General features: G+C 36.7%; 22 protein-coding genes. 19 read left to right on the top strand and 3 right to left on the bottom strand.

The annotated features are described in order from the left end of the window. From EWM59_RS23960 to EWM59_RS23925, 8 genes are all read left to right on the top strand, one after another. The coding region (locus EWM59_RS23960; protein ID WP_207220055.1) for a transposase at positions 1-550 on the top strand (550 nt) is incomplete at its 5' end. Positions 551-736: 186 nt separating this feature from the next. After that, positions 737-3,355: a DUF5686 and carboxypeptidase regulatory-like domain-containing protein gene (locus EWM59_RS23955; protein ID WP_130023778.1), complete on the top strand. Its 2,619-nt coding sequence runs from the start codon at positions 737-739 to the stop codon at positions 3,353-3,355. Between the two features lie 12 nt (positions 3,356-3,367). Beyond that, positions 3,368-4,123: a L,D-transpeptidase family protein gene (locus EWM59_RS23950; RefSeq protein WP_130023777.1), complete on the top strand. Its 756-nt coding sequence runs from the start codon at positions 3,368-3,370 to the stop codon at positions 4,121-4,123. A 120-nt stretch (positions 4,124-4,243) separates the two neighbouring features. Beyond that, positions 4,244-6,487 carry a sialate O-acetylesterase gene (locus EWM59_RS23945; protein ID WP_130023776.1) on the top strand — a complete coding sequence of 748 codons (2,244 nt, stop codon included), beginning with the start codon at positions 4,244-4,246 and terminating at the stop codon, positions 6,485-6,487. Between the two features lie 117 nt (positions 6,488-6,604). Next, positions 6,605-8,644 carry a sialate O-acetylesterase gene (locus tag EWM59_RS23940; RefSeq protein ID WP_130023775.1) on the top strand — a complete coding sequence of 680 codons (2,040 nt, stop codon included), beginning with the start codon at positions 6,605-6,607 and terminating at the stop codon, positions 8,642-8,644. A gap of 22 nt (positions 8,645-8,666) precedes the next feature. Further along, on the top strand, positions 8,667-9,362 hold the full coding sequence (locus EWM59_RS23935; protein WP_130023774.1) for a 16S rRNA (uracil(1498)-N(3))-methyltransferase: 696 nt from the start codon (positions 8,667-8,669) through the stop codon (positions 9,360-9,362). Positions 9,363-9,390: 28 nt separating this feature from the next. Continuing rightward, positions 9,391-10,065, top strand: coding sequence for a DUF4159 domain-containing protein (locus tag EWM59_RS23930; protein ID WP_130023773.1), 675 nt, complete (start codon positions 9,391-9,393; stop codon positions 10,063-10,065). Between the two features lie 145 nt (positions 10,066-10,210). After that, positions 10,211-10,990 (top strand): acyl-CoA desaturase, encoded by a 780-nt coding sequence (locus EWM59_RS23925; RefSeq protein ID WP_130023772.1) that lies wholly within the window; start codon positions 10,211-10,213, stop codon positions 10,988-10,990. 75 nt (positions 10,991-11,065) lie between these two features. Here EWM59_RS23925 and gldC read toward each other — a convergent pair whose 3' ends face one another. Continuing rightward, complete coding sequence (gldC, locus tag EWM59_RS23920; RefSeq protein ID WP_130023771.1) at positions 11,066-11,410, bottom strand: gliding motility protein GldC; 345 nt, start codon at positions 11,408-11,410, stop codon at positions 11,066-11,068. A 254-nt stretch (positions 11,411-11,664) separates the two neighbouring features. Here gldC and EWM59_RS23915 point away from each other — a divergent pair, with 254 nt between their 5' ends. Genes EWM59_RS23915 through EWM59_RS23900 form a run of 4 tightly spaced genes read left to right on the top strand, consistent with a single transcriptional unit; the run spans position 11,665 to position 16,554 of the window. Beyond that, complete coding sequence (locus EWM59_RS23915) at positions 11,665-13,812, top strand: hypothetical protein (RefSeq protein WP_229239428.1); 2,148 nt, start codon at positions 11,665-11,667, stop codon at positions 13,810-13,812. Positions 13,813-13,822: 10 nt separating this feature from the next. Continuing rightward, entirely contained in the window at positions 13,823-14,140 is a 318-nt protein-coding gene (rhaM, locus tag EWM59_RS23910; protein ID WP_310587895.1) for an L-rhamnose mutarotase, read from the top strand. Between the two features lie 14 nt (positions 14,141-14,154). Further along, on the top strand, positions 14,155-15,195 hold the full coding sequence (gene rhaT / locus EWM59_RS23905; protein ID WP_130023770.1) for an L-rhamnose/proton symporter RhaT: 1,041 nt from the start codon (positions 14,155-14,157) through the stop codon (positions 15,193-15,195). Between the two features lie 12 nt (positions 15,196-15,207). Next, on the top strand, positions 15,208-16,554 hold the full coding sequence (locus EWM59_RS23900; RefSeq protein ID WP_130023769.1) for a glycoside hydrolase family 88/105 protein: 1,347 nt from the start codon (positions 15,208-15,210) through the stop codon (positions 16,552-16,554). 96 nt (positions 16,555-16,650) lie between these two features. On the opposite strand, the gene EWM59_RS23895 is transcribed toward EWM59_RS23900, so the two are convergent. Beyond that, entirely contained in the window at positions 16,651-17,379 is a 729-nt protein-coding gene (locus EWM59_RS23895; protein WP_130023768.1) for a DUF4197 domain-containing protein, read from the bottom strand. A 236-nt stretch (positions 17,380-17,615) separates the two neighbouring features. Between EWM59_RS23895 and EWM59_RS23890 the strand changes: the two genes are divergently transcribed. The 6 genes from EWM59_RS23890 (at position 17,616) to EWM59_RS23865 (ending at position 24,650) form a co-directional block, all read left to right on the top strand. Next, a complete protein-coding gene (locus tag EWM59_RS23890) occupies positions 17,616-18,890 on the top strand; it encodes a competence/damage-inducible protein A (RefSeq protein WP_130023767.1) in 1,275 nt (424 codons plus the stop codon). Positions 18,891-19,085: 195 nt separating this feature from the next. Next, a complete protein-coding gene (locus EWM59_RS23885) occupies positions 19,086-20,408 on the top strand; it encodes a dihydrolipoamide acetyltransferase family protein (protein ID WP_130023766.1) in 1,323 nt (440 codons plus the stop codon). A 163-nt stretch (positions 20,409-20,571) separates the two neighbouring features. Beyond that, positions 20,572-22,017 carry an MBOAT family O-acyltransferase gene (locus tag EWM59_RS23880; RefSeq protein ID WP_130023765.1) on the top strand — a complete coding sequence of 482 codons (1,446 nt, stop codon included), beginning with the start codon at positions 20,572-20,574 and terminating at the stop codon, positions 22,015-22,017. A 3-nt stretch (positions 22,018-22,020) separates the two neighbouring features. Further along, positions 22,021-22,554, top strand: a complete 534-nt coding sequence (locus EWM59_RS23875) for a hypothetical protein (RefSeq protein WP_130023764.1) — start codon at positions 22,021-22,023, stop codon at positions 22,552-22,554. A 21-nt stretch (positions 22,555-22,575) separates the two neighbouring features. Continuing rightward, entirely contained in the window at positions 22,576-23,436 is an 861-nt protein-coding gene (locus EWM59_RS23870) for an AAA family ATPase (protein ID WP_130023763.1), read from the top strand. A 20-nt stretch (positions 23,437-23,456) separates the two neighbouring features. Next, positions 23,457-24,650 (top strand): vWA domain-containing protein, encoded by a 1,194-nt coding sequence (locus tag EWM59_RS23865; RefSeq protein ID WP_130023762.1) that lies wholly within the window; start codon positions 23,457-23,459, stop codon positions 24,648-24,650. A gap of 1 nt (position 24,651) precedes the next feature. Here the strand turns inward: EWM59_RS23865 and EWM59_RS23860 are convergent, their stop codons facing one another. Further along, on the bottom strand, positions 24,652-25,671 hold the full coding sequence (locus EWM59_RS23860; protein ID WP_130023761.1) for an acyl-CoA reductase: 1,020 nt from the start codon (positions 25,669-25,671) through the stop codon (positions 24,652-24,654). A gap of 113 nt (positions 25,672-25,784) precedes the next feature. On the opposite strand from EWM59_RS23860, the gene EWM59_RS23855 reads away from it, so the two are divergent. Next, on the top strand, positions 25,785-26,129 hold a 345-nt coding region (locus EWM59_RS23855; protein ID WP_130023760.1), incomplete at its 3' end, for a 4Fe-4S dicluster domain-containing protein.

Genomic DNA, 26,129 nt, shown 5'->3' with positions numbered 1-26,129 from the left:
TAATGTATCTTTGGTGGATTCATTGCCTATCATGCTTTCCAAACACCCTTATACAGCTAAAGTAGCATCTGAGATAGCAGATAAGGGTTATTGCGATGCAAAAAAACAATTTTATCATGGAGTAAAGCTCCATTTGATAGGTAAGGACAGATTTGAAAAAATACCTAAACCTAACTTTTTTGATTTTACGCCTGCCAGTGTGAATGATTTAACAGCTATAAAACCCATGATTTGCCAATTAAAAAATCAAATTGTGGTCGGTGATAAAGCATATAGTTCAGAAAAATTCAACCAACAACTTTCTAAAAATAACACGGTCGTTTTAACGCCTATAAAATTGAAAAAAAGACAACAATATCTACAATCGGATGATAGCCTATTTTCTAAGTATATTAGCTCTGTTAGGCAACCTATTGAATCTTTCTTTAAGTGGCTCATTAGCAAAACAGATATTCAAAATGCTTCAAAGGTACGTTCTGCTAATGCTCTATGGTCGCATTGTTTAGGTAGAATAACTGCTGCCATTTGTCTATTTATTTTTAACCCTTGATTCACATTTTTAATACAAGAGTATGCTTAAACATTATTATTCGACCTCCAAAGCCATCTTTTTTGGCTATACTGTGTTGCATTTTTTCGATGTAGCTGCTGGCTACATCTGCAAAATGACTCCTTGTCTATCCAAAAAATCTGTGCTTTTCGGTCAGAATAACAAAATTTAAACATACTCTAACATATGTTCAGACTAAAACTTATTTATCTTTTCTTCTTTTTCATCACCGAGTTGCAGGCAGGAGGTATAAAAGGAATAATTACCAATAGCAAAGGTGAGCGATTGCCTTTTACTTCCATCATTGTAAAAGGGCAGAACTCCGGAACAATGGCTAATGCAGAGGGTGAATATCTCCTGAATCTGAAGCCTGGTACTTATGAGGTGAACTTTCAGTTTTTAGGCTATAAAACGCTTATCAGACGTGTAACCATTGCTGAGGATTTTATTGAACTAAATATTAAGCTGGAAGAACAATCGGTTTCGTTGAAAGAGGTTAAAATAAGCTCTAAAGAAGAAGATCCAGCATATACCATCATGCGCAAGGCCATTGCCAAAAGCAAAATTCATCAGAAACAGGTGATAAGCTATCAGGCAAAGGCCTACGTTAAAAATTCGGTTCTATTAAACAAAATTCCATTAGTTTTACGAAAAGACCTTAATAAGCAGAATATCAAAGAAGGAGTACCATTTTTGTCAGAATCAGTGATGGAAATAAGCTATGCGCAGCCTAATTCCAAATATACCAAGGTTTTTGGGCAAAAAAGTACCTTTGAAGGCATTTCTATGTCAGATGGTTTTTATCTTTTTGATTTCTACGACCCCGGCACCAACCGTGTTTCGCCGTTATCTCCGTTGGCTTTTAAGTATTATCGGTTTGAGTATGAAGGTTTCTTTGAAGACCGAGGGATGATCGTGAATAAAATTAAAATACTTCCAAAATCATATGGCGATGGAGTTTGGCAAGGTACGATACATATTATTGATAATTACTGGAACATTCATAGTATTGATGTAGAAACGATTGACAATGGGCTAAACCTTAAACTAAGCCAGTATTACGGGCCAATTGAAAAAGTGTGGTTGCCAATTAACCAACGGCTTGATTTTTCAGGTAAATTATTTGGTTTTGATTTTATGATAAAAGCGCAAGTCAATGCCAATTATTCGGCTATTAAAACTAATCCCGCTTTTGTAGAAGAAATAAAGTTAATTGATGAAACTAAAGAAGGAAAGTTTCAGGACCCACTCTCTAAAAAATCTCTTAAAGATTCTAAAACTGAAAATTTATTGAAGGAGCAGAAAGAATTTTCGATAAAAAATATCAGGAAAATAATGAAGGATTTTGAGAAGGAGGAGAGAAAACAAGCCAAAGAAAAGAATAAGGATTTAGATGTAGTCAGTAATGAAATAATAGAAATTGACCCACAGGCAAGAACCCGAGACTCAACTTTCTGGAGTAACATAAGAAATATACCGTTGACTGTCGAAGAAAAGAAAAGTTATCAATTCGGAGATAGTATAAAAGTGGCACGTGTGCAAAAAAAAGATAGTCTCAAAAAAGACTCTGTCCGCAAATCATGGCAATACTTTATTATGAATTATGACTTTAAGCTTAAAAATGGCAAATATTTACATTTTGAGCCGCCTTATATGCCATTGGTTGGGCTAAATTATAATTCGGTAGAAGGTATTGTGGCAGACCTGGGATTGGGTTATAAAAATCATACACTTTTTAGTCCGAGAGTCAGATTTAAATACAATGTTTATGGTAATATACGTTATGCATTTGAGGAAAAAGGGGTAAGAGGAAGATTAGGGTTTGAATTTGAAAAAAGTGGCTCAAAACTGACAGTTGGTCTGGGTAAATACATTACTCAGTTTGACCCTAATAGCTTCATTTTTGAGTGGATGAACTCGGTAACCACACTTTTAAATGAACAGAATTTTCTGAAAATTTATGATAAAAAATATGGTACTCTTGGTTACGCATTTGAAAAAGACCCAAGGTTAACTTTATCTACCAATATTGAAATAGCAGAAAGGTCTCCCTTAGAAAATCTCAATAAAATTTATACCATTAAGGATTTTGAAAAAAATGGTTTTTCTATCAATAATCCTCCAAGTATTGAGTTAGGAAATGGGGCTTTTCAAAAACACACCGCATTTATCTGGCAAGGACAGATGAGGTGGACTCCGTCGTCTAAGGTGAGTATTCGCAATGGTATCCGGAAGATACTCGCTGGTAAAGCTCCTGCTATTACACTTACTTATAAGAAAGGAATGATAGATGCAGACTTTGATTACCTGAGTCTGAATGTTAAACAGAATATAAGTCTGGGGCAACTTGGAAAATTAGATTATATGATTGAAGCAGGTGACTTTTTTAACAACAGAAAAGTTTATCTGATGGATATGAAGCATATCAATAATAACTACCTGAATGCCCTGCAAACCGGACTTTTTGCCCGTTATCGTTTATTAAATACCCGTGTGCCTGTAGAAGGAGAAGAAAACATTACCTATATTAATCAATATAGATTCAGTACCAAAGGAGCTTATCTGCAAGGGCACGTGATTAATGAGTTTAAAAAGTTACTTTTAACCCAAGTTCCGCTTGCCCGAATCTGGGGATTGAAAGAGGATATTTTTGTAAATTATCTGAACTCTCCATCTTTAAAAAATTATGTAGAAATTGGTTATGGTATTGATGGTATTCTAAAAGCCTTACGGTTAGAAGCCATCACAAGCTATGAGAACGGAAAATATCAAAGGTGGGGATTTAAACTGGGTGTAACCATGTAATTATTGCTATATATGAAACCCCTCTTGCTGCTTTTACTATCTATGTTACCATTTATTTCTGACCCTGATTTTTTTACAAATCAACTGAAACACCCGAGAGTTAAAGAAGCCTACGATTCTAAAGGAAAAATTGTAGAAGAATTATTGAAACTGAATAATATTCATTCTTCAAAATTTGACCTCTTTTTAAGAGCATTAAAAAAAGAGAAAAAATTAGAAGTCTGGGCCAAGAATAAAAATGAAGCTACTTTTAAATTGATTAAGACTTATGATTTTTGTGAGACATCAGGTGTTTTAGGCCCTAAAAGGCGTTCTGGAGACAGACAAATCCCTGAAGGGTTTTACTATATAACTACATTTAATCCTTATAGCGACTACCATCTATCGTTTAAAATAAATTACCCTAACGCAGCTGACTTGGTGCATTCTGATAAACTAAATCCTGGTGGCGATATATTTATTCATGGTGATTGTGTAACTATTGGTTGTATTCCCTTAGGGGCGGATAATATAAATATTAAAGAATTATATATTCTGGCAGCTAAAGCTAAAAGCGCAGGTGGAACAACTCATGTGTATATTTTCCCGTGCTATATGAATGAGGAAAATTATAAAGATTTGCAGACTAAGTATGCTGATAATAAAAACCTGTTAGACTTCTGGGCTAATCTGAAGCCAGTCTATAACGCATTTGAGAAAAGCAAAACAATTCCTGGAATAACAGTTGACAGAAGAGGCTTTTATCAGTTGCTTAAGCCTGAGAAATGAAAAGACCCGATTTAACAATTGGTTATTGAGTAACAGGTATAGATGAACTTTAGAAAGATAAAAAGAACTATGCTTTTTGTTTAAAAAAAAGTATATTTGTTCTTAGAACTACATAACTCTATGAAAATTAATAACATTTACTGTGGCAGATACAATTTGTTTGTATCGGTTGTATCTTTATTTATTCCCTTCTATTGCTCCGCACAGGTCAACTTTCAGAAATTCCCAATTGATAATCAGATTCTGCAGAGAGACGAGAAAGACGAGGCTACTATTGCTATTTCCGGAACGGTAGACGCATCTTTGAGAGGGAAAGTCAGTCTCAAAATATGGCAGGAAGAAAAACTTTATGCCGAAAATGAAATTACGCTTACGGGCCAGACACAGGTCAGTTTTACACCCAAAATTAAAGCAGGAGAGTATAATTATTATCTGAAAGTGTATTTCAATGGGAATGAAATAAAAAAAGCAGACAGGGTAGTGGCCGGTGATATTTATTTGTTTTATGGTCAGTCAAATGCCTTAGGGTATAGCGGTATTAACGAGTACCAACCCTTGAGAAATGTTTTTCTAAGGTACTACGTGATGTACAATTTTGACAACAAGGAAGGCGAATGGTTAGTGCCTTTTGAGACCTCACAATGGCCTGGTACAGGTTTATTCCCTTTGGAATTAGAAAGAATGTTGTATGAAAAACATAAGTATCCGATTGGGGTAATAGTGGGTGCTGTTGGGGGTGCTGATATTGCCACTTTGGGTAACAGAAATGCTGCCAACCCTGCTGATACGCATACAGATTATGGAAGGTTACTGACACAAGTCAATACAAGTGGTCAAAAAGAACAACTAAAATACTTGATTTTCAGACATGGAGAAAGCGACGCTTCTTTTATTAACCAGTCTGAAACCTATCCTCATCAATTTACTAAATTATTGAACCATCTGAAGACCGATATACCTAATATAAAAAAGATATATAATTTTCAGACCAATATTCTTATTACGCATAATACACGGGCAGGTTTTTTAAGAGAGTTTCAGCGAAACTCTGAAAATGTGTCTTCAACCATCACAAATATCAGTACCGTTGGTACAACAGGCTATGATGGCCTGCATTATAATACCGCCGGTTATCATCAAACTTCATTTGAGTTAGCCCGGATACTTGGGAAAGAAATTTATGGGGCAAAGGAATCGGCTGAAATTTATTCTCCTGATTTGAAAAAAGCCTACTGGGAAAACAACCAACTTGTGTTGGAATTTGATGAAGGTATGAAGATGGTGTACCCTAAAGATACTATTATTAATAATCATGTCTGGAGGATGAAGGACTTTATCTATATTGATGGGAAGAGTGGGTTAGTAACCTCGGGCAATGCAGTGGGCAACAAAATTTATCTGAATACAACTGCTAAAGGGTCAACTGTTTCGTATTTGCCTTCCTCTTATGGTAATCCCACGCCACTTGTGTATTATAATGGAACGCACTTCAAAAATTCTTTGGGAATGCGGGCATTTAGTTTCGATCATGTGAGCATCAAAAATAATCCTATTGAAGTTTCACCACATTTAGGCCCTTTAACACTTTATATCGACCCCCAAACCAAGTGTATAGGTACTCCGGCAGAAGTGCATTATACCACTTATGAGTTTGATGCCAACCAGATCTTTAAGGTTCAACTATCAGATGCCAATGGTTCTTTTGCTTCAAGCAGAATTCTTGGAGAAGGAAATAAGTCTCCGATTATTGTTAATTTCCCGGAAGATGTGAAAACAGGAGACCATTATAAGATAAGACTGGTTACCGATAATAAAACGAACGAATTAGCAACCAATAGCTTTGCCATTCAGATAAAACCGTCGGTTAGCATTTCAACAAAAACACCTCAGATTACAGAAGGGGCACAAGGGAACATTCATTTAAAATTTACCGGTTTACCACCTTTTGATGTGTTGCTATCAGATTCATCTTTACATAAATCGACCAGAAATGAGTTGGATTTAATTGTGAAACCTCTTGAAACAATTACTTATAAAGTTCTTGGCGTAAGTAATATATGCGGCATGGGTAAAACAGACGGAACTGCGGCTATTGAGGTAAAGAAAATTATTCTCGAAAATGAACCGGGAAATTTGCAGACCATTAAAGTATTTCCTAATCCTACGACTGACTATTTTACCATTACTACTGATAGTAAATTGCTTACAGATTTTCGCTTGTTTGATGCCAAAGGGGGATTAGTAAAGGAAATTCAGTTTTATGAGCAGCATAAAATCTCTACTAAACATCTGCATAAAGGAGTCTATTTTTATCAGATGAAAATTGGTAAATTTGTTAATTCGGGAAAAATACTTGTTCAATAATCTGAAACATTACAGGTAACTAATGGTTAAGCTATCATATCGACTTTAAGTTTTGGAAAAAATTGGCACGTTTTTTTCTGACCTGATACTTAAAACTCATCCTGTAACTTATTATTTGTGTTTAAATTAAGCCATTCTTATCAGAAAAAGAGTTTTCTTAAACTCATTTTGCCAATAGTATTCTGTTGGCAAACGGCTTATTCGCAAATTTCTTATCATAAATTCCCCCTTTCAAATCAGGTTTTACAGCGTAACGAGCAAAATGAAGCTACTGTGAGTGTTAAGGGGCTACTTACGGAAGGAAACCATTCATCTATCACGCTTAAAATCCTTCGTGAGGCAAGTGTTTTTTATGAAAGCACCATTAATGTTACAGGCGTCTCTTCTTTTGAGTTCTCTCCAAAAATCAATGCCGGAAAGTACGATTATACAGTTACTTTATATCTTGATGGAAGAGAAGTAAAATCGGCCACAAGAGTAGCAGCTGGAGACGTGTTTTTAATTTACGGACAATCTAATGCCTTAGGCTATGGAGGAATTAACGAATATCAGCCAGCACGTGACCCATTTCTGAGGTATTATGTCATGTATGACTTTAGTCAGAATAGTGGAGAGTGGCTGGTACCTTTTGAAACTGCTCAATGGCCTGGTACGGGGCTGATTGCTTTGGAATTGCAACGTGTATTAAGCCAGAAATATAATTATCCGGTAGGTGTTGTAGTTGCCGCAGTAGGAGGAGCAGCCATTAAAGCGCTTAATGACCGGAATCCTCAGAATCCAACTGACCAGAGTAGTAATTATGGAAAAATGATTATTCAGGCCAACGCAAGTGGCATGAGAGAGCAGATTAAGTATCTGGTGTTCAGACACGGCGAAAGTGATGGGTATTATTTTGGCGATTCAGAAAATTATCCTGAACAGTTTTCTATTTTATATAAACATCTGAATACTGATTTTCCTAATCTCAAGAAAATCTATAATCTTCAGGCAAATATTTTAACGCAGTCGAATCATAAGGCAGGATATTTAAGAGATTTTCAGCGTAGAAGCAAATATCTCTATCCTAAAATCAGTACCCTAAGTACGGTCGGAACCCGAGGTTATGATGGGCTACATTATGTTTTTGAAGGGTATCAGCAAACCGCTTTGGAGTTATCAAGAATTATTGGCAGAGAGGTTTATGGAAACTTTGAATCGAATAATATTTATTCACCTGATATTCAACGGATTTATTGGGAAGGCAGTAGATTGGTATTAGAATTTGATGCAGGTATGGAAATGAGATACCCTCAGGATTCGACAGCCAATTATACGCTTAGGAGTATGAAAGACTTTATTTATGTTGATGGCAGAAATGACGTTGTTCAATCTGGTGAAGGCATTGCGAATAAGATATATCTGAATCTGGCTAATATCAATAATCCTAAATTAGTGTCTTACTTGCCCAGTTGGTTTGCTGATAATACTTACCCGTTTTATAATGGTGTGCATATTAAAAATAGTTTCGGTATGAGGGCATTTAGCTTTGATAATGTTGAAATTGGTGGTCAGGCACCTGAAATACCAACGACACCTGACCCTCCGACAAATCCTGAGCCACCGACAAATCCCGAACCACCTGTGGTAACTCCTGAACCTCCGACTCCGGACCCTCCGGTTAACCCAGAACCCCCGGAGCCAGGTACACCTAATAATCCGCAACCACCTGTAACACCCACTTCTCTGGACTTAGCTGTAAGTCTGCATGAAGAGTTGATGGTTCATTTAAAATGGAACGGAAATGCAGAGACAACCTATCATATTTTCAGAGGTGTAAATAATTCCGATAACTTAACTGAAATAGGTGCCATTAAAGGCGATAACTATTACGATACACAAGTAGAACTGAATAATAGATACTATTATAAGATTACTGCTGATAATGCCCAATCGGCTGTGAAAGATGTTTTGTTGAAATGTTTGGATAGTATCCTATTGAAGAATTTAACCCAGTTGGCTTATATCGGTGCCAATTCCTCAATTACAGCTTATATTGCATTGAATAGCACAAAACAATTAACTTTGGAAGCAAATAAATTTATAGACCTTAATCATGGTTTTGATGCACCACAGGGAAGTGTTTTTACTGCACAAATCGGCGGCTGCAAAAACGATTGAATTTAATTAGTATTAAACCTGCATGCTTCTTTTTTTTCAGCCAAATATTTCCCAGAATCAGTTTTTGGATATTGAAGACTCACGCCATTGTGTGAAAGTTTTAAGAAATTCAGCCAAAGACATCATTCATATTGTAGATGGGGTAGGAGGGCTATATGAATGTGAAATTACCAAAGCCAACGATAAAAAATGTGAGTTTAAAGTTATCTCAGAAAAACAGAATTACCATCAAAGAGAGAATTATCTGCATATAGCCATAGCACCAACCAAAAATGCTGACCGTCTTGAATGGTTTATTGAGAAATGCGTTGAAATAGGAATAGATGAAATTTCGTTAATACAAACAGCACACTCAGAACGAAAGCAGCAGAAAGTAGAAAGACTGGTTAAAATTGCCATTTCAGCCATGAAACAATCGTTAAAAGCCTATCTGCCGAAGATCAATGAATTAGTGCCTTTTGAAAAATTCCTGAAAACAGTCAGTCAGGAACAGAAGTTTTTGGCGCATTTAACCGATGATTCAAAACCTTTGGTAAGTTTATTAAAACCCAAGTCTTCTTACTGTATCATGATTGGCCCCGAAGGAGATTTTTCAAGTGATGAAATTTTACAGGCCAGGCAGGAAAAGTTTGAATGGGTAACCTTAGGAAATTCAAGATTAAGAACAGAAACCGCAGGCATTGTAGCCTGCACCCTGAGCAATAACCTACTTAGGTAAAATATAAATAAACACCGGAATGAATTCGATGAAAAAAATAATCAGAATTTCTTTATTAAGCCTCACTATATGTTACGGATTAATAATTACTGCCTTGGCTCAACAACCAACCCTGAAAATTGCCAAGTTGCGCTATGGGGGTGGTGGTGATTGGTATGCTAATAAAACCTCTTTACCTAATCTGATTAAATTCTGCAATCAGAATCTTAAAATGAATCTATATCCTGAAGAAGACATTGTGGAGGTAGGCAGTGGGGATATTTTTCAATATCCGTTTATACACATGACCGGGCATGGAAACGTGGTTTTTACTGATGCAGAAGTGCAGAATATGCGAAAATACCTTGTTTCAGGTGGGTTTTTGCATATTGATGATAACTATGGTTTGAATAAGTTTATCAGACGGGAAATGAAAAAGGTGTTTCCTGAGCTTGAATTTATAGAGTTACCTTATAATCATCCAATATATCAGCAGAAATATAAATTCCCTGCGGGTTTACCTAAAGTTCATGAACACGATAACCAACCTCCTCAGGGATTTGGATTAATCTGGCAGGGTCGATTAATATGTTATTACAGCTTTGAATGTGACTTAGGAAATGGCTGGGAAGACCAGAGCGTGTACCATGACCCAGAGGAACTTCGCCTGAAAGCATTGCAGATGGGAGCAAATTTAGTGCAATATGCTTTTACCAATTACTAATAAAATCTGAATTGGATAATTCATAGGTTCATATTTGGACATTTTGAAGAAGTTTCTTGTTTCTTTTGCAACATAGTAACATTTTTGTAAGATTTACCGTTTACAACTTATATTTGTATTTTAATCTAATTACTAACAAAACAAAATGGTTGCCGCATTATCTTTTTTTATTGGACACTGGTATTTATCGTTGTTTAGCCAAACATTCTTTTTGCACAGATATTCTGCACACAAAATGTTTACAATGAATAAATTCTGGGAAAAGTTCTTTTATTTCCTTACTTACGTTTCACAAGGTTCATCATATCTTAATCCTCGCTCGTATGCCATTTTGCATCGTATGCACCATGCCTACAGCGATACTGAAAGAGATCCACACTCACCGCATCATACTGAAAATGTTTTTACCATGATGTGGAAAACCAAAGAGATTTACAATGCTTTATTGAATTATAAATATAAAATTGAAGAAAGATTTGAAAAGGATTTGCCGGAGTGGAAAATTATCGACAAAATAGGTGATACCTGGATTTCAAGAGTTATATGGGGAACAAGTTATGTGGTATTTTACGTAGTTGGGTTCTTCTATTTCGATATTCACTGGGGTTTCTTTTTCTTATTACCGATTCACTTTCTGATGGGACCCATTCATGGTGCTATTGTAAACTGGAGTGGTCATAAATACGGTTACCAGAACTTTGATAATAAAGATGAATCTAAAAATTCGTTGTTTTTTGATTTTCTGATGTTGGGTGAATTATTTCAGAATAACCATCACAAACATCCGATGTCGATTAATTTCGGAAAGAAGTGGTACGAAATAGACCCGACATATCCGGTTATCAAATTCCTGACCTGGACCAAGATAATCAAGCCCAAAAAAGCAGTGAAAGGGGCGATTCACAGTCATAGTCATAGTCATTAAAAGGTCACTAAAAAGAAATGGGCATTCTTAACAAATCGTTAGAATGCCCATTTCTTTTATAATTCTTGATAATCCTTATTGAGGGTTATTTTTTTGTTCTTCGTCTAAGTGTCTTTTCAGACTTCTGCAAGTGCTCTCTAAAATCTCAATCATCTTCTTGTCTCCTGTAGAATCAGCCACCATTTGTGCTACGTTTCCTACAATGTCAATGGCAAAATGTTTCATTTCATCTGATGCCATATCTTTTGTCCAGAGGTTTATACCCAACAAACCTTTATGATAATGGTCCCAAACACTGATAGAAATAGCTTTGCTTTCGTTGATTCCTTCATTTGGATTCTCTGTAGCATCCCAAAAAATTCTCTCAGGGATTCTGGTATCGTCTAATTCGACTGTAAAATTGATTTCTGATTTCTTCATTCAACTAATATTAGATAAGTATATCGGATTAATGCCTTTGGCTTTTAGCTGTGTACCACAAGCAGGTATAGATGTAAAATTATTTTTTAGCTCAGAAAGTTCAAAAACAGATTTAAATTCTGATTAAGACTTTTCATTTTTTGATGGTAATTTGTCCAAAATGTAATTTTTCGGTGAAAAAATTTAATTAACATACGTGTACAGGAGAGTAAAATTGGATATAATTCAGTATCTTTGGTTCACCGAATACCCTAATGATTCTCATGATTTTTCTTTCCCGATTGATAAAACTATACTTGTTGATTGTTTTTCCTCTGATAGGCTTCGCCCAGAAGATTAATCGTGAAGCATTGGTAAACAGACATACTATTGTAGTAAAATCATTAGATACTTTATCTTCACTTACGGTTGGAAATGGCAGTTTTGCTTTTACAGTAGATGCTACCGGGCTACAGACTTTTCCTGATTACTATGCTAACGGAATACCGTTAGGTACACAATCAGACTGGGGATGGCACAGTTTTCCGAATAAAGAGAATTATAACATTGAGGAGGGTTTTAAAGAAATGGAAAGCCACGGACGAAAAGTAATTTATACGCCTCAATTTTCAGAACCCAATCGTAAAAGAGATGCTGTTAATTTTCTTCGTCAAAATCCTCATAGAATTCATTTAGGGAATATTGGTTTTGAACTGTATAAAAAAGATGGCACAAAAGCAGATGTAAGCGATATAATACAGATTAACCAGATTTTGAATTTATGGACAGGTGAGATTTCGAGCCAATTTATTTTTGATGGCCAACCTGTGCACGTGAAAACTATTTGCCATCAACAAAAAGACCTCATAGGTGTTTCTGTTGACTCGCCATTACTTAAAACCAATCAGCTATTGATAAGAATCAGGATTCCGTTCCCAACCGATAAATTTTTAGATAGCGGCAATAATTGGACTAATACAGATAAGCATAATTCAATTATTACAAAGCAAGGGGAGAAACGAGTAGTGGTTCAGCATAGAATTAATGATTTGAATTATGTTATTGGGTTCAGCTCAAGTCTGAATGTGCAGTCACAAATCAAGCAACCTCATTATTTTACTATTCAGCCATCAACCTCAGCAACCAATTGGTCTTTTACTTGTGATTTTTCAGAAAAGGCTAACAATTCAGTTCCTTTAAACTTTGCCGCTGTTGTTACAAATAGTCAGCAAGGGTGGAATAAATTCTGGAATTCAGGTGGCGCAGTTGATTTTTCAGGTAGTACAGACAAACGGGCAAAGGAGTTAGAAAGAAGAATTATTTTATCTCAATATTTAACAAAAGTACAAGGAACTACTAATACTCCTCCACAAGAAACAGGACTTACCTATAATAGCTGGTTTGGAAAACCTCATCTTGAAATGCACTGGTGGCATGGCGTGCATTTTGCCTTATGGGGAAGAATTGAATTATTGGAAAAAAGCCTTGACTGGTACAAGATTGCTTTGCCGACTGCTAGAAAAATAGCTAAAAGACAGGGATTCAGAGGGGCAAGGTGGCAAAAAATGACTGATAATAAAGGTGGTGAAACAAGCTCATCGGTGGGTTCTTACCTGATTTGGCAACAACCCCATATTATTACTTTTGCCGAATTATGTTACAGAGAAAAACCTACCAGACAAACACTGGAAAAATACAGCGAACTGATTTTTGAGACTGCTAACTTTATGGCATCTTATGCCTTTTTTGATACGCAGAAAGGTAAATATATATTAGGAAAAGGGTTGATACCTGCGCAGGAAAGATTCAAGCCTGAGGATACCTATAATCCATCTTATGAACTTAATTACTGGTACTGGGCATTAAATACCGCACAAAACTGGCGGAAAAGATTAGGTTTAAAACCGGAAAAATCGTGGCAGGAAGTAATTGATAAATTATCGCCTTTACCTGTTAAAGATGAAGTTTATCTGGCTACTGAAAGTGCACAGGATTCTTATACTAATCCGCTTTTTTTAACTGACCATCCATCTGTATTGGGGACTTTAGGCATGTTGCCGGAGACACCGATGATTGATAAGGGTATCATGAAGAATACCTTTGAAAAAGTGTGGAATGTGTGGCATTGGGAAGATACATGGGGTTGGGATTTTCCGATGGTGGCTATGACCGCTACTCGCTTAGGAATGCCTAAGTATGCACTTGATGGCCTGTTAATGAATATCAGAACCAATACTTATCTGAATAATGGGCATAATTTTCAAGACCAGCGTCTTAGATTATACATGCCCGGCAATGGAGGTTTATTAACCGCAGTTGCCTTAATGTGTGCCGGGTATGATGATTGTAAAGAAGTAAATCCGGGGTTTCCGACTGATGGAACCTGGAAAGTAAAGTGGGAGGGATTGAAGAAATTTTTTTAAACACCTGATTATGATGCAAAGAGTTGCCCTAAAAATGAAGTTGCATGCCGGACAAACCGAAGAATATAAACGTCGACACGATGAATTGTGGCCTGAAATGAAGGAATTATTAAAGAGTATTGGTGTTGAAGATTATGCCATTTTTCTTGATGAAGAAACAAATATTCTGTTTGCCTCTTTAAAAATTGAAAATTCTGAACTATTGGATACTCTGCCACAAACACCTACTGTGAAACGTTGGTGGGCGTATATGGCCGATATTATGGAAACAAACCCCGATAATTCACCGACTACGGTACCTTTAAAAGAAGTCTTTTACTTACTCTAATACATACTTATCATATGAACGCAATTCTTGGAATTATTTTTCACTTTATTGGGGGCTTTGCTTCCGGTAGTTTTTACATTCCTTATAAAAATATAAAAAAATGGTCGTGGGAGAGTGGCTGGATTATCGGTGGAGTAGCTTCGTGGATTATTGCTCCCTGGCTTTTTGGTTTTCTCACCGTTAAAGATTTAATCCCAAGCATCCAGTCGGCCGATAGTCAGACTATGTTTTATACCGTCTTATTTGGTGTTCTTTGGGGATTTGGCGGCCTTACCTACGGATTGACTATGCGATATCTGGGAGTTTCGTTAGGAGTGGCTGTTGCTTTGGGTTTCTGCGCTGCTTTTGGAACCCTTATACCTCCTATTTATGAAGGTCGTTTTGATGAGTTAATTGCTACCAACTCAGGTCAGATTACACTGGCTGGTGTAGCACTTTGCGTGGTGGGTATATTTGTGTGTGGCAAAGCCGGAATGATGAAAGAAAAAGAATTAGATGCCAGCAGCAAACAGGAAGCTGTCAAAGAGTTTGATTTAAGAAAAGGCTTGCTTGTGGGTACTTTTTGCGGAATTATGAGTGCCTGTTTTGCTTTTGGTCTTGCTGTGGGTGCGCCTATTGCTACTCAGGCAGAAGCCTATGGAACAGACCCTTTATTTAAAAATAATGCTATTTTACCAGTGCTATTAATTGGTGGTTTTGCTACCAATTTTGTATGGTGTATGATTCTCAATTTCAGAAATAAATCTTTCGGAGACTATACCAATGGCAAAACACCTTTAAAGACGAATTATTTGTGGGCTTTACTGGCAGGAGTAACCTGGTATTTTCAATTCTTTTTCTATGGAATGGGTCAGTCTAAATTAGGAAAATCATTAGATTTTGCTTCCTGGACCCTTCATATGGCATTTATTATTCTGGTGGGTACGCTATGGGGCTTGTTTTATAAGGAGTGGAAAGGGGTAAGTGGGTCAACGATGCGGGTTTTATATATAGGACTATTATTAATTGTACTTTCTTCGGCATTTATCGGAATGGGAAGCTATTTCGTTCATTAAACACAAGTATTCATGGTAAGATTATCTACGCTGATTGCCCTCATTCTGACAATTGTATGGCAAGGCCATGCCCAGCAACAAGCGCCTGCCTCTACTTTACACTCAGATGCCTTGCATACAGCAAAGCCTGATTATCCGACTTTGTATGGCACAACAAAGCCGGAAGATATATTAATGGTGATGAATAGGGTAAAGAACTATTTAGATAAAGTAACACCAATTAAAGTAGTTGATAAGAATACGAATGCCGAAATAGCTGATTATTCAAAAATTAGTTCAAATTCTATCGTATTAAAGGGTGATTTCAGTCTGACAAGTTATGAATGGGGCGTAACTTATGAAGCCATGTTATTAGCCGGAGAAGTAACTGGTGATACCTCTTTTACCAATTATACCGCTAAAAGATTCAAGTTTTTAGCTGATGTTCTGCCTTATTTCAGAGAAATCTACAAAACCAATCCTCAGACTTCTCTTAGACAGATTATTGCGCCGCATGCCTTAGATGATTGTGGTGCCATGTGTGCGGCGATGATTCGTGCTACTAAAAGTGGTGTGGTAAAGACGAATTTAAGACCCATTATCGACAATTATATTAATTATATTTTTACTAAGGAGTTCCGATTGAAAGACGGAACGCTGGCCAGAAACAGGCCTTTGCCTAATACTTTGTGGCTTGATGATATGTTTATGGGAGTTCCGGCAATAGCACAAATGGGTAGCCTGACGGGGAATAAGAAGTATTTTGACGATGCTGTAAAGCAGGTTTTACAGTTTTCGAAACGCATGTTTAATAAAGATTTAGGCGTGTATATGCATGGTTGGGTACAGGAGATGGAAACTCACCCTGAGTTTCATTGGGCAAGAGCCAACGGTTGGGCAATTCTTACGATGGTAGAATTATTAGAGGTTCTGCCTGAAAATTATGCTGGTAGGGCTGAAATTATTCAGCAATTGAAAGCGCATGCGAAAGGCTTGGCTGCACAGCAGTCTGGTTCTGGTTTCTGGCATCAGTTACTTGACCGACATGATTCGTATTTAGAAACTTCTGCTACAGCCATTTATACGCATTGCATTGCCAAGGCAATTAACAGAGGCTGGCTTGATGCCACAACCTATGGACCTATGGTCTTATTGGGCTGGAATGCAGTAGCAACCAAAGTTAATGAAAAGGGGCAGGTAGAAGGCGTTTGTGTAGGAACCGGAATGGGATTTGACCCCGCTTTTTATTACTACCGCCCTGTAAATGTTTATGCGGCGCATGGTTATGGGCCGGTTTTACTGGCAGGGGCTGAAATGATAAAATTGCTTAGAAATAAAAAATTTGACCTGAATGATAGTGCAGTGATGTTCAGTAAATAGCATTGCTAAAGGCTTGATTTTAAAGGTAAACCTTTTGAAAATCCATAAAAAAAGGACACGTTTTTGGCGCGTCCTTTGAATTAATGCTGTATTTTATTAAATCGAGCCAAATACTTTTTTCAATAAATCGGTTGTTCTGGCCCAAGGATTTTCTCTGATTTTAGCCTCTTCGTTTTCAACCAATATAAAAAGCCCGTCAATTGCCTTTTGAGTAGCGTAGAGTTTCAAATCAGGGTTTACTTTTTGAACAAAAGGAAGCCTGTTATAAGAATTTGCTAAGTCGGTGTAATAACGGGTTGCTTGTGTTTTTTGCAAAGCTTTTTCTACCACTGGAGAAAAAGCAGCAATCAACTGTTCGGAAGTAGTACGTTTCAGATACATGGTAGCTGCATTTTTTTCTCCTCTCAGAATAGCCCACGCATCCGAAAAATTCATGCTTAAAATAGCATTGATAAAGATGGGTTTCGCTTCTTTGGCAGCTTCTTCAGCACCTCTGTTCAACGCCATTACAAATTTATCTACTTCACCTCCTAAACCTACTTTTCTTAGAGCAGTTTCAACTTTCTGCACTTCAGGAGGAAAAGGAATCTTAATTATTGGATTCAGAAAGTAGCCATTGAGTTTCGAAGCACTATCAGCCCCTTTATTAATTCCTACCTGCAAAGCTTGTTTGAGTCCTGAAATAACCTCATCATTGCTTAATCCGCCTCCCTGAGTTGATTTAGAAATACCATCTAAAACTTTACCCAGATTTATTTTCTGTCCTGCACAGCTCTGCAAGCCTAAAATACTAATAATCAACGAAAGAATAAGTAATCTTCTCATTTTTGACTCGTTTAAAATTGTTTTTTAAGAATTAATAATTGTCTTACTAACGAATGAACACCGAAAATTGTATTTTTGTGCAAATTAAGAAATTGTGGATGTAAATTTCCAGCATCAAAATGAGCGGTGTATCATAAAGCCTATTTTGCAAAGATACCTGATTTTGATTGAGACAACTCAAACAATTGATGGTTTAATTCACACTTTAAGAAATAACAAAACCCAATATTATATATATGAGACCGATTCTGGCCGAAGTAGTAACAATCGGAGATGAAATTTTGTACGGGCAGATAACCGATACAAATACCCAATGGATGAGTACTCAATTAGATAAAATAGGTATAAAGACCGTGAGGAAATCGTCAGTAGGAGACCAAGAAGATAAGATTTTACAGATACTTGAAGAAGCTGAATCAAGGGCTGACATTATTTTACTAACCGGAGGGTTAGGGCCAACAAAAGATGATATTACCAAAAAAACACTCTGTAAATATTTTGATGATGAACTAATTATCAATGAGGATGCCTTAGGGTTTATCACAGAATTTTTTACAAAAAGAGGCCGGCCAATGACAGAATTAAATCGTCAGCAGGCAATGGTGCCGAAAAAGTGTATCTATCTGGCCAATAAAACCGGAACAGCTCCAGGCATGTGGTTTGAAAAAAGTATGGGTTCAGGAAAAGGCAAAATTTTTGTTTCGATGCCGGGCGTGCCGCATGAAATGAAGTACCTGATGGCCAATGAGGTAATTCCAAGATTAAAGAAATACTTTGAAACACCGATAATATATCATAAAATGATTCGTACCATTGGAGTAGGTGAATCATTTCTTGCAGAAAAAATTGAAAAATGGGAAGATAGTTTACCCGCTCATATCAAATTGGCCTACCTTCCAAGTTTCGGACAAGTCCGTCTGAGATTGACCGGAATGGGAGAAAATGAAGAAACCCTGAAACAAGAAGTACAGAATGAAGTTGATAAGGTATTACCTATGATTCAGTCGTTTGTTTTTGGATACGACGACGATGATTTAGAGGTAGCGTTAGGGAAACTGTTAAAAAGTAAAAATAAAACCATTTCAGCGGCAGAAAGTTGTACAGGAGGCTTTATCTCCCATTTATTCACTAAAGTGCCAGGAAGCTCTGCTTACTTTATGGGTAGTGTAGTAAGTTATGCTAATGCAGTGAAAATAAATGTTTTAGGCGTGAAGCCTGAGACAATAGAGAATCATGGGGCTGTAAGCGAAGAGACCGTTATGCAAATGGCAGAAGGTGTGCGGGCGTTGATGAAAACAGATTTTGCTATTGCTACAAGCGGAGTCGCAGGCCCTGATGGAGGAACGCCTGAAAAACCTGTGGGTACACTCTGGATTGCATGTGCAATGGAGGGAAGAACAATTGCCCGAAAAGTACAAATGTCGAACCAGAGAGAAACCAATATAAATTATGGCAGTGTAGTTGCCATGAATCTTTTAAGAAAAATGCTGAATGGCGATTATGAATCTTAGAGTATGTTTAAAAATTATGATTCGACCTGCAAAGCCATCTTTTCCGGCTACACTGCGTTGCATTTTTTCGATGTAGCTGCTGGCTACATCTGCAAAATACGCCTTGTTTAGCCAAAAAACCTGTGCTTTTCGGTCAGAATAACAAAATTTAAACATACTCTTAATTTGATATCAACAAAATCTAAAAAATAGACTATGGCGCTTGTAGAAATGATAATGCCTAAAATGGGTGAAAGTATATTTGAATGTACGGTCTTGAACTGGTTGAAAAATGTAGGGGATGTAATAGAATCAGACGAAATGATTCTGGAAGTGGCCACTGATAAAATTGACACAGAGATTGGGTCAGCCTATGATGGTGTTCTGAAAGAGATATTGGTTAAAAAAGGAGAAATAGCTACCATTGGCAAGCCTATATGTATTATTGAAACAGATGTGGAGCAGGTAAGTGAAAATACAAGCAAATCTCCTGTTCAGACCGTTATTACCGAAGAGAAAGAAATTGAAAACATAGCTGACGAACTTGAAAAGCAATCGAAATTAACTTCAATAATGGTTGAGAATGCTGAACCTAAAGCCAATTCATTGACCGGGCGTTTTTATTCCCCTTTGGTTCAGAATATTGCTAAAGAAGAAAATGTAACCAGCGAAGAGTTAGAAAGTATTAAAGGCTCAGGAGCAGAAAACCGAGTAACTAAAGATGATATTTTAGCTTTTGTAAAACTGAAGAAAGAAAAAGGGGTTTCCTCAACAGCTATTATCGAAGCACCGATCTCTTCTGCTTCAACCATTTATATAAATACCTCAACTGACCAGATTATAGAAATGGACAGAATGAGAAAAATGATTGCAGAAAGAATGGTTGAATCGAAAAGAATTTCGGCACATGTTACTTCGTTTGTAGAGACAGATATGACTAATGTATCGTTGTGGAGAGATAAAATTAAAGGTAAATTTCAGCAGGAAACAGGCGAAAATATCACTTTTACACCATTATTGATTGAAGCAGTAGTAAAAGCCATTAAAGATTTTCCATTCATCAATATTCAGGTTGATGGTGATAAAATTATTCGCAAAGGAAAAATTAATATAGGTATGGCAGTTGCGTTGCAAACCGGTAACCTGATAGTTCCAGTAGTGCATGAAGCAGATTCTTATAGTTTAATCGGGCTTACCAAAAAAGTAAATGAACTGGCAGGCAGAGCGAGAGCAAATAAACTAAAAGCTGACGACCTGGCTGATGGTACGCTGACTGTTTCTAATATTGGTTCGTTTGGCAATATTGCCGGAACGCCTATTATCATGCAACCACAGGTCTCTATTTTAGCCTTTGGCGTAATACAGAAAAAAGTATCGGTAATAGAAACGCCACATGGAGATACCATAGGTATCCGCCAGAAAATGATAATTTCTCATTCTTACGACCACCGGGTGGTAGATGGCTCTTTAGGAGGGCAATTTGTTAAGCGGGTTTCTGATTATCTCGAAAACTTTGATTTAGATAGAAAATTGTTTTAAATTATAAAATCATAAAGGGTCTGAATGTCAGGCCTTTTATGATTTTAAACCCAATTGTTTATTGAATGAATAGTATAAATTCAGTATCAAAAACACGAAATTTATTTTAAAATCTAACATTAAAGCAAGAACTTTGAAACTCGAACTTTGAACACCCTCTCTGATGCTTTTTAATTCGCTTGAGTTTTTAATATTTTTTCCGATTGTTACCCTTCTTTATTTTGCTATTCCGCACAAATACCGCTGGTTTCATTTACTGGTAGCGAGTTGTATTTTTTATAGCTTCTTCATACCATACTATATCCTGATACTTTTTTTTACGATTATTATAGATTACTTTGCTGGAATCTGGATTGAACAATCGCAGGGAAAGCAAAGAAAGTGGGCATTAATTATGAGTCTGGTGGCTAATATTGGTGTATTAGCCGTTTTTAAGTATTACAACTTCTTTATTGATAATTTCAATACAATTCTATTTAAAATCAACCCTGAAAATATATTGCCATACTGGGATATTATTCTGCCCATTGGCTTGTCTTTCCATACTTTTCAGGCAATGAGCTATACCATTGAGGTGTATCGTGGAAATCAGAAGGCCGAACGCCATTTTGGTATTTATGCCCTGTATGTGATGTTTTATCCGCAGTTAGTAGCCGGTCCGATTGAAAGACCACAGAATGTAATACATCAGTTTTATGAAAAGCATAACTTTGATTATGAAAGAGTAGTGAGTGGGCTTCGTCTGATGTTGTGGGGAATGTTTAAAAAAGTGGTGATTGCCGATAGATTATCAAAATTTGTAAATCTGGTTTATAATAATCCGACCGAGTATCAGGGCTTACCTCTCATTGTAGCTACTATTTTCTTTACTTTCCAGATTTATTGTGATTTCTCCGGCTATTCAGACATAGCATTAGGCTCTGCTCGTGTGATGGGTTTTGACTTGATGAAAAACTTTGACAGACCCTATCTGTCAAAATCAGTCGGAGAGTTCTGGCGACGGTGGCATATTTCACTGTCCACCTGGTTCCGTGATTACCTTTATATTCCGTTAGGCGGAAACCGGGTTTCAAGGCCAAGACAATATTTTAACCGATTCTTTGTATTTATGGTAAGTGGGCTTTGGCATGGAGCCAACTGGCATTATGTAATATGGGGAGCTTTACACGGCTTTTATTTAATTATCGGCCAGATAACAGAATCTTTTCAGAAGAAAATTACTGGTGTTAAGACCTCACTTAGTCACGCATCGGTTCCCCAGAAATTAATTCATGGTTTTATTACTTTTATTTTAGTTTCTTTTGCCTGGATTTTCTTCCGTGCCAATACAAATGCCGACTCTTTATATATAGCAAGGCATATTTTTAGCAGTAGTTCACATTCTTTAGACTTTGTGATATACCTGATTGGTAAAAATGACTTATATTTAATTATTATTTCATTTATTATCATGGAGTCGGTTCAATGGTTGCAGAGAGGTAAAAACTTGTCGGCATGGATTGATGCTAGACCACGTTGGCAGAGATGGGGGGCCTATTACCTGATTTTATTTATGATTTTATGTTATGGGGTATATAACAACTCACAATTTATTTATTTCCAATTTTAAGATATGAAAAACGAAGGATTTGACCCTCAGGAAATAGCTCAACTGAAAGCTGAATGCCAACAGGAAGGGCAGAACTATGTAATTGTTGAAGATGAAGATGGCATGAATGATTCAGGTGAATTTGCACATTTTCAGTTTGTTGGCAGGTATAACGGTCAGGAGGTTATTTATGATGCAGTAATGGGAACTTTGCGGTTGAACCACAGCAGTCTGGTTTTTGAAGAAGCAGAGGTTAGAATGAAAAAATCATATCCTAACTATGTAGAGGTAGAAAAACGCAAACCCAATTATAAGGCCAATGAAGACATGGAGTTGATGCTGGAAGAAATAATTGAAGAACTGGAAGAGGAAGAAGTAATTCAGGTAGCTGAATTTGTTGAAATAGATGAGGACTTTGAATATGGCATTGGCCTGGACATTGCCCTGAATGTAGAGGAAATTGATGATAAAGTAATCACGAAATTCGTTCATGAATTTAATGCCGGAACATTGAAACTTGACCCGACTTTGTATAGTTTTACCAGTGAAGAGGAGTAGTGAAAGGCAATCAATATAATTATGGCTCATAATTCTTATAAAAATAATAACTTTTCAGGTACTTCTGATTATATAGCTACCCGGGAACTGCAAACAGCAGTAAATGCCGCAATTGCCTTACAACGTCCGTTATTAATTAAAGGTGAACCCGGAACAGGCAAAACACTTTTGGCTTTTGAAGTGGCAAAGGCTTTAGGCAAGCAACTCTTTACGTGGCATATAAAATCTACTACAACTGCTCAGCAAGGGCTATACGAATATGATGCAGTTTCCCGCCTGCGTGATTCGCAATTGGGTGATGACCGAGTGAACCATATTGAAAATTATGTTAAGAAAGGAAAAATATGGGAAGCCTTTGATACTGATGAGCAGAGCGTATTATTGATTGACGAAATAGATAAAGCTGATATAGAATTTCCGAATGATTTATTGCAGGAACTCGACCGCATGGAATTTTATTGTTATGAGTTGAAACAAACCATAAAAGCGAAGTATCGGCCTATTATTATTATTACCTCAAACAACGAAAAAGAATTGCCTGATGCTTTTTTGCGTCGGTGTTTCTTTCATTTCATCCGTTTTCCTGATAAGGAGACGATGCAACAAATTGTTGATGTGCACTATCCATGCTTAGATGAGACACTCCTCGCCAATGCCTTAAAAACTTTTTTTGGAATAAGAGAGATTAAAAACCTGAAGAAAAGACCTTCAACCAGCGAACTGATTGATTGGCTTAAATTACTTCTGGTAGGTAAAGTTTCTGCTGATGATTTGAATGACTTAAGCAGAATGAATGAAGTACCCCCATTTTTAGGAGCATTGCTTAAAAATGAATCAGATTATGATTTGTATAAGGCTTTGAGAGAGAAAGGGATTAAATAAATACTTAAACATTTAAAGCGTTGCTTTTAGATTTCTTTTATTATCTGAAAACTAATAAACTTCCGGTTTCTATCAGAGAGCATCTAACTTTGTTAGAGGCGCTTGATAGAGAGGTAATTGCTTACAGTGTAGAAGATTTTTATTTTCTGAGTAGAGCTATTTATGTGAAACACGAACAGAATCTTGATTTATTTGATAAACTTTTCGGGCAATTTTTTAATGATTCTGAAAATATTCCTGTTGAAAAAATTTTAGCCGATATTGATGAAAACTGGTTAAAGAGCCAGTTGTTGAGAGAAATGACTGACGAAGAAAAAGAGGCTGTGAAAGCAATGGGTGGTTTGGAAGAGTTACTCAATAGATTCAGGCAAATATTAGAAGAACAAAAAGAAAAGCATGAAGGCGGCAACAAATGGATAGGCACCGCAGGTACTTCCCCCTTAGGTAATTCAGGGTATAACCCAACGGGTATAAGAATAGGAGGAAAAGGCGGTGGGAAAAATGCAGTAAAGGTATGGGACAAAAGAGAGTTTAAGAACTATGATGATGACCTTGAACTGAATACCCGAAATACAAAAATGGCGTTAAGGAGGTTAAGGATACTAACGAGAGAAGGGGTTGAAGATGAACTGAACTTAGAGGAGACTATCCATAAAACGAGTGAGAATGCAGGGCTTCTGGATATTAAGATGCAGGCATCTAAACAAAACAGAGTAAAAGTTTTGTTACTGCTGGATGTCGGCGGCTCAATGGACGAATATATAGAAGAGTGCTCAATGCTTTTTTCTTCGGCTAAATATCAATTCAAGCATTTAGAATATTATTACTTTCATAATTGTATCTATGAGAGTCTATGGAAAGACAATGGCCGACGTTATGAAGACAAGATTTCTACGTGGGAGGTGTTGAATAAATATAATAAAGATTATAAGGTGATTTTTGTTGGCGATGCTTCAATGTCGCCTTGGGAGTTATCGGAGCCAAGAGGAAGCGTGGAGCATTACAATGAAGAATCGGGTCTAACCTGGTTGGAAAGATTTAAAGAAAAGTTTCCAAATCTGGTCTGGTTAAACCCGATTAACGATGGGTACTGGCAATACACAAGCACCATTAAGCAAATCAGAGAATGGGCTGATGAACGGATGTTTCCGCTAACAATTAATGGTATCGAAAAGGCGATGAAATGTCTGAAAAACCGAAAACTCAAATTTTGATTCAGATTTGTTTTAAAAACTGAATAGTATTTACGCCATCAGCAAAATCATTCAGATTTGGTGATTGTGCTTCTCCGAACTTAAAACTGTTTTCGTATCTTCCTTCATTGGAAACAATACACTGAATCTTATTCTTATGGCCATCTATTAGTTGATTCAGATGTGTTTCATTGTCATAATATTCAAAATGACAAACAGAAATAGCGGATACAAGCGCGGTATCTTCTCTTAATAACAAAAAGCCGTTATCCAAATGAGGTATTCTATTCACTAACAATACAGATTTGTTATAATCGTAATTATTATTGTATTTATGGTGTATCCTGATGGTACTCCAGTATTCAATTGATTCGTAGAATTTATCAAATGTGTATCCTTTCGGAACAAAAAGTTTTGATACATTTCGACAACCTAATCCGAAATACTGAAAAATATCATTGCCTAAATTTGCTAACTCAGTTCTTGATTCCTCACCAGTAAGAATAGCCACAGAGGTTCTGTTTTTACGGATAATGTGGGGGACTTTGGCGAAATAATATTCAAAATGTTTGGCCGTGTTATCACTACCTGTGGCAATCATGGCTTCAGCTATATTCAATTTATCTGCTACCTGAATGAGTTCTTTTAGTTCTTGATTAATCTCATAAAGTTTTAATATAAGCAATCGCATTAAAACAGAATCGCTGGAGCTTAATTTAGCCAAAGCAATATTGCCACTTAAAACTACGCAGAGTAAATCATGAAATCCGACCACCGGAATATTGCCTGCCATAACAATACCCACTTTTTTTGGACTAATATTTGTTTCTATATGATTGGCAGCAATAAAATTTTCTAATGATTCTTTACTAAGATAATATTTAGCTGTATTACTCAGGGCTAATTTGACGTTATCTTCTGTAAACCAGGCATTTTCGTTACGGGAAGCGGATGACCATTGTTTAAGCAGTTCTGTATTCTTTTCATCAAGTATGAAATCTCCCAATTGCGAAAATGTGAGTATAAGGTCTTTTAATTGCATTATTTTTAGAAAAAATGTTTTGTATCTTAAAAACCTACAAAAATACGACTAAATTGAAACTTTGAAGCCGTATATTTGTTGATTATTTGAAAACTACTAAATATAGAGAGAGTATGGCGATAATGATTACAGACGAATGTATCAATTGTGCTGCATGCGAGCCTGAATGCCCTAATACGGCAATTTATGAAGGTGGTGTTGAGTGGACGTGGGGAGGGGGAACAAAGCTGACCGAAGTGGAATTAGGAGATGGAACGATTATCGGAGGAAAAGATCCAATGTCGCCTGTGTCTGACGAATTTTATTATATAGTAACTGATAAATGTACAGAGTGTCATGGTTTTCATGAAGAACCCCAATGCGCAGCGGTTTGTCCGGTTGATTGTTGTGTACCAGATCCTGATAATGTGGAAGACGATGATACATTGGCTGCAAAAAAAGCATGGCTTCATGCTGAA

The sequence above is a fragment of the Emticicia agri genome (assembly GCF_004168285.1).
Classification (GTDB): Bacteria; Bacteroidota; Bacteroidia; order Cytophagales; family Spirosomataceae; genus Emticicia; species Emticicia agri.
This window is presented reverse-complemented; position numbering and strand designations above follow the sequence as displayed.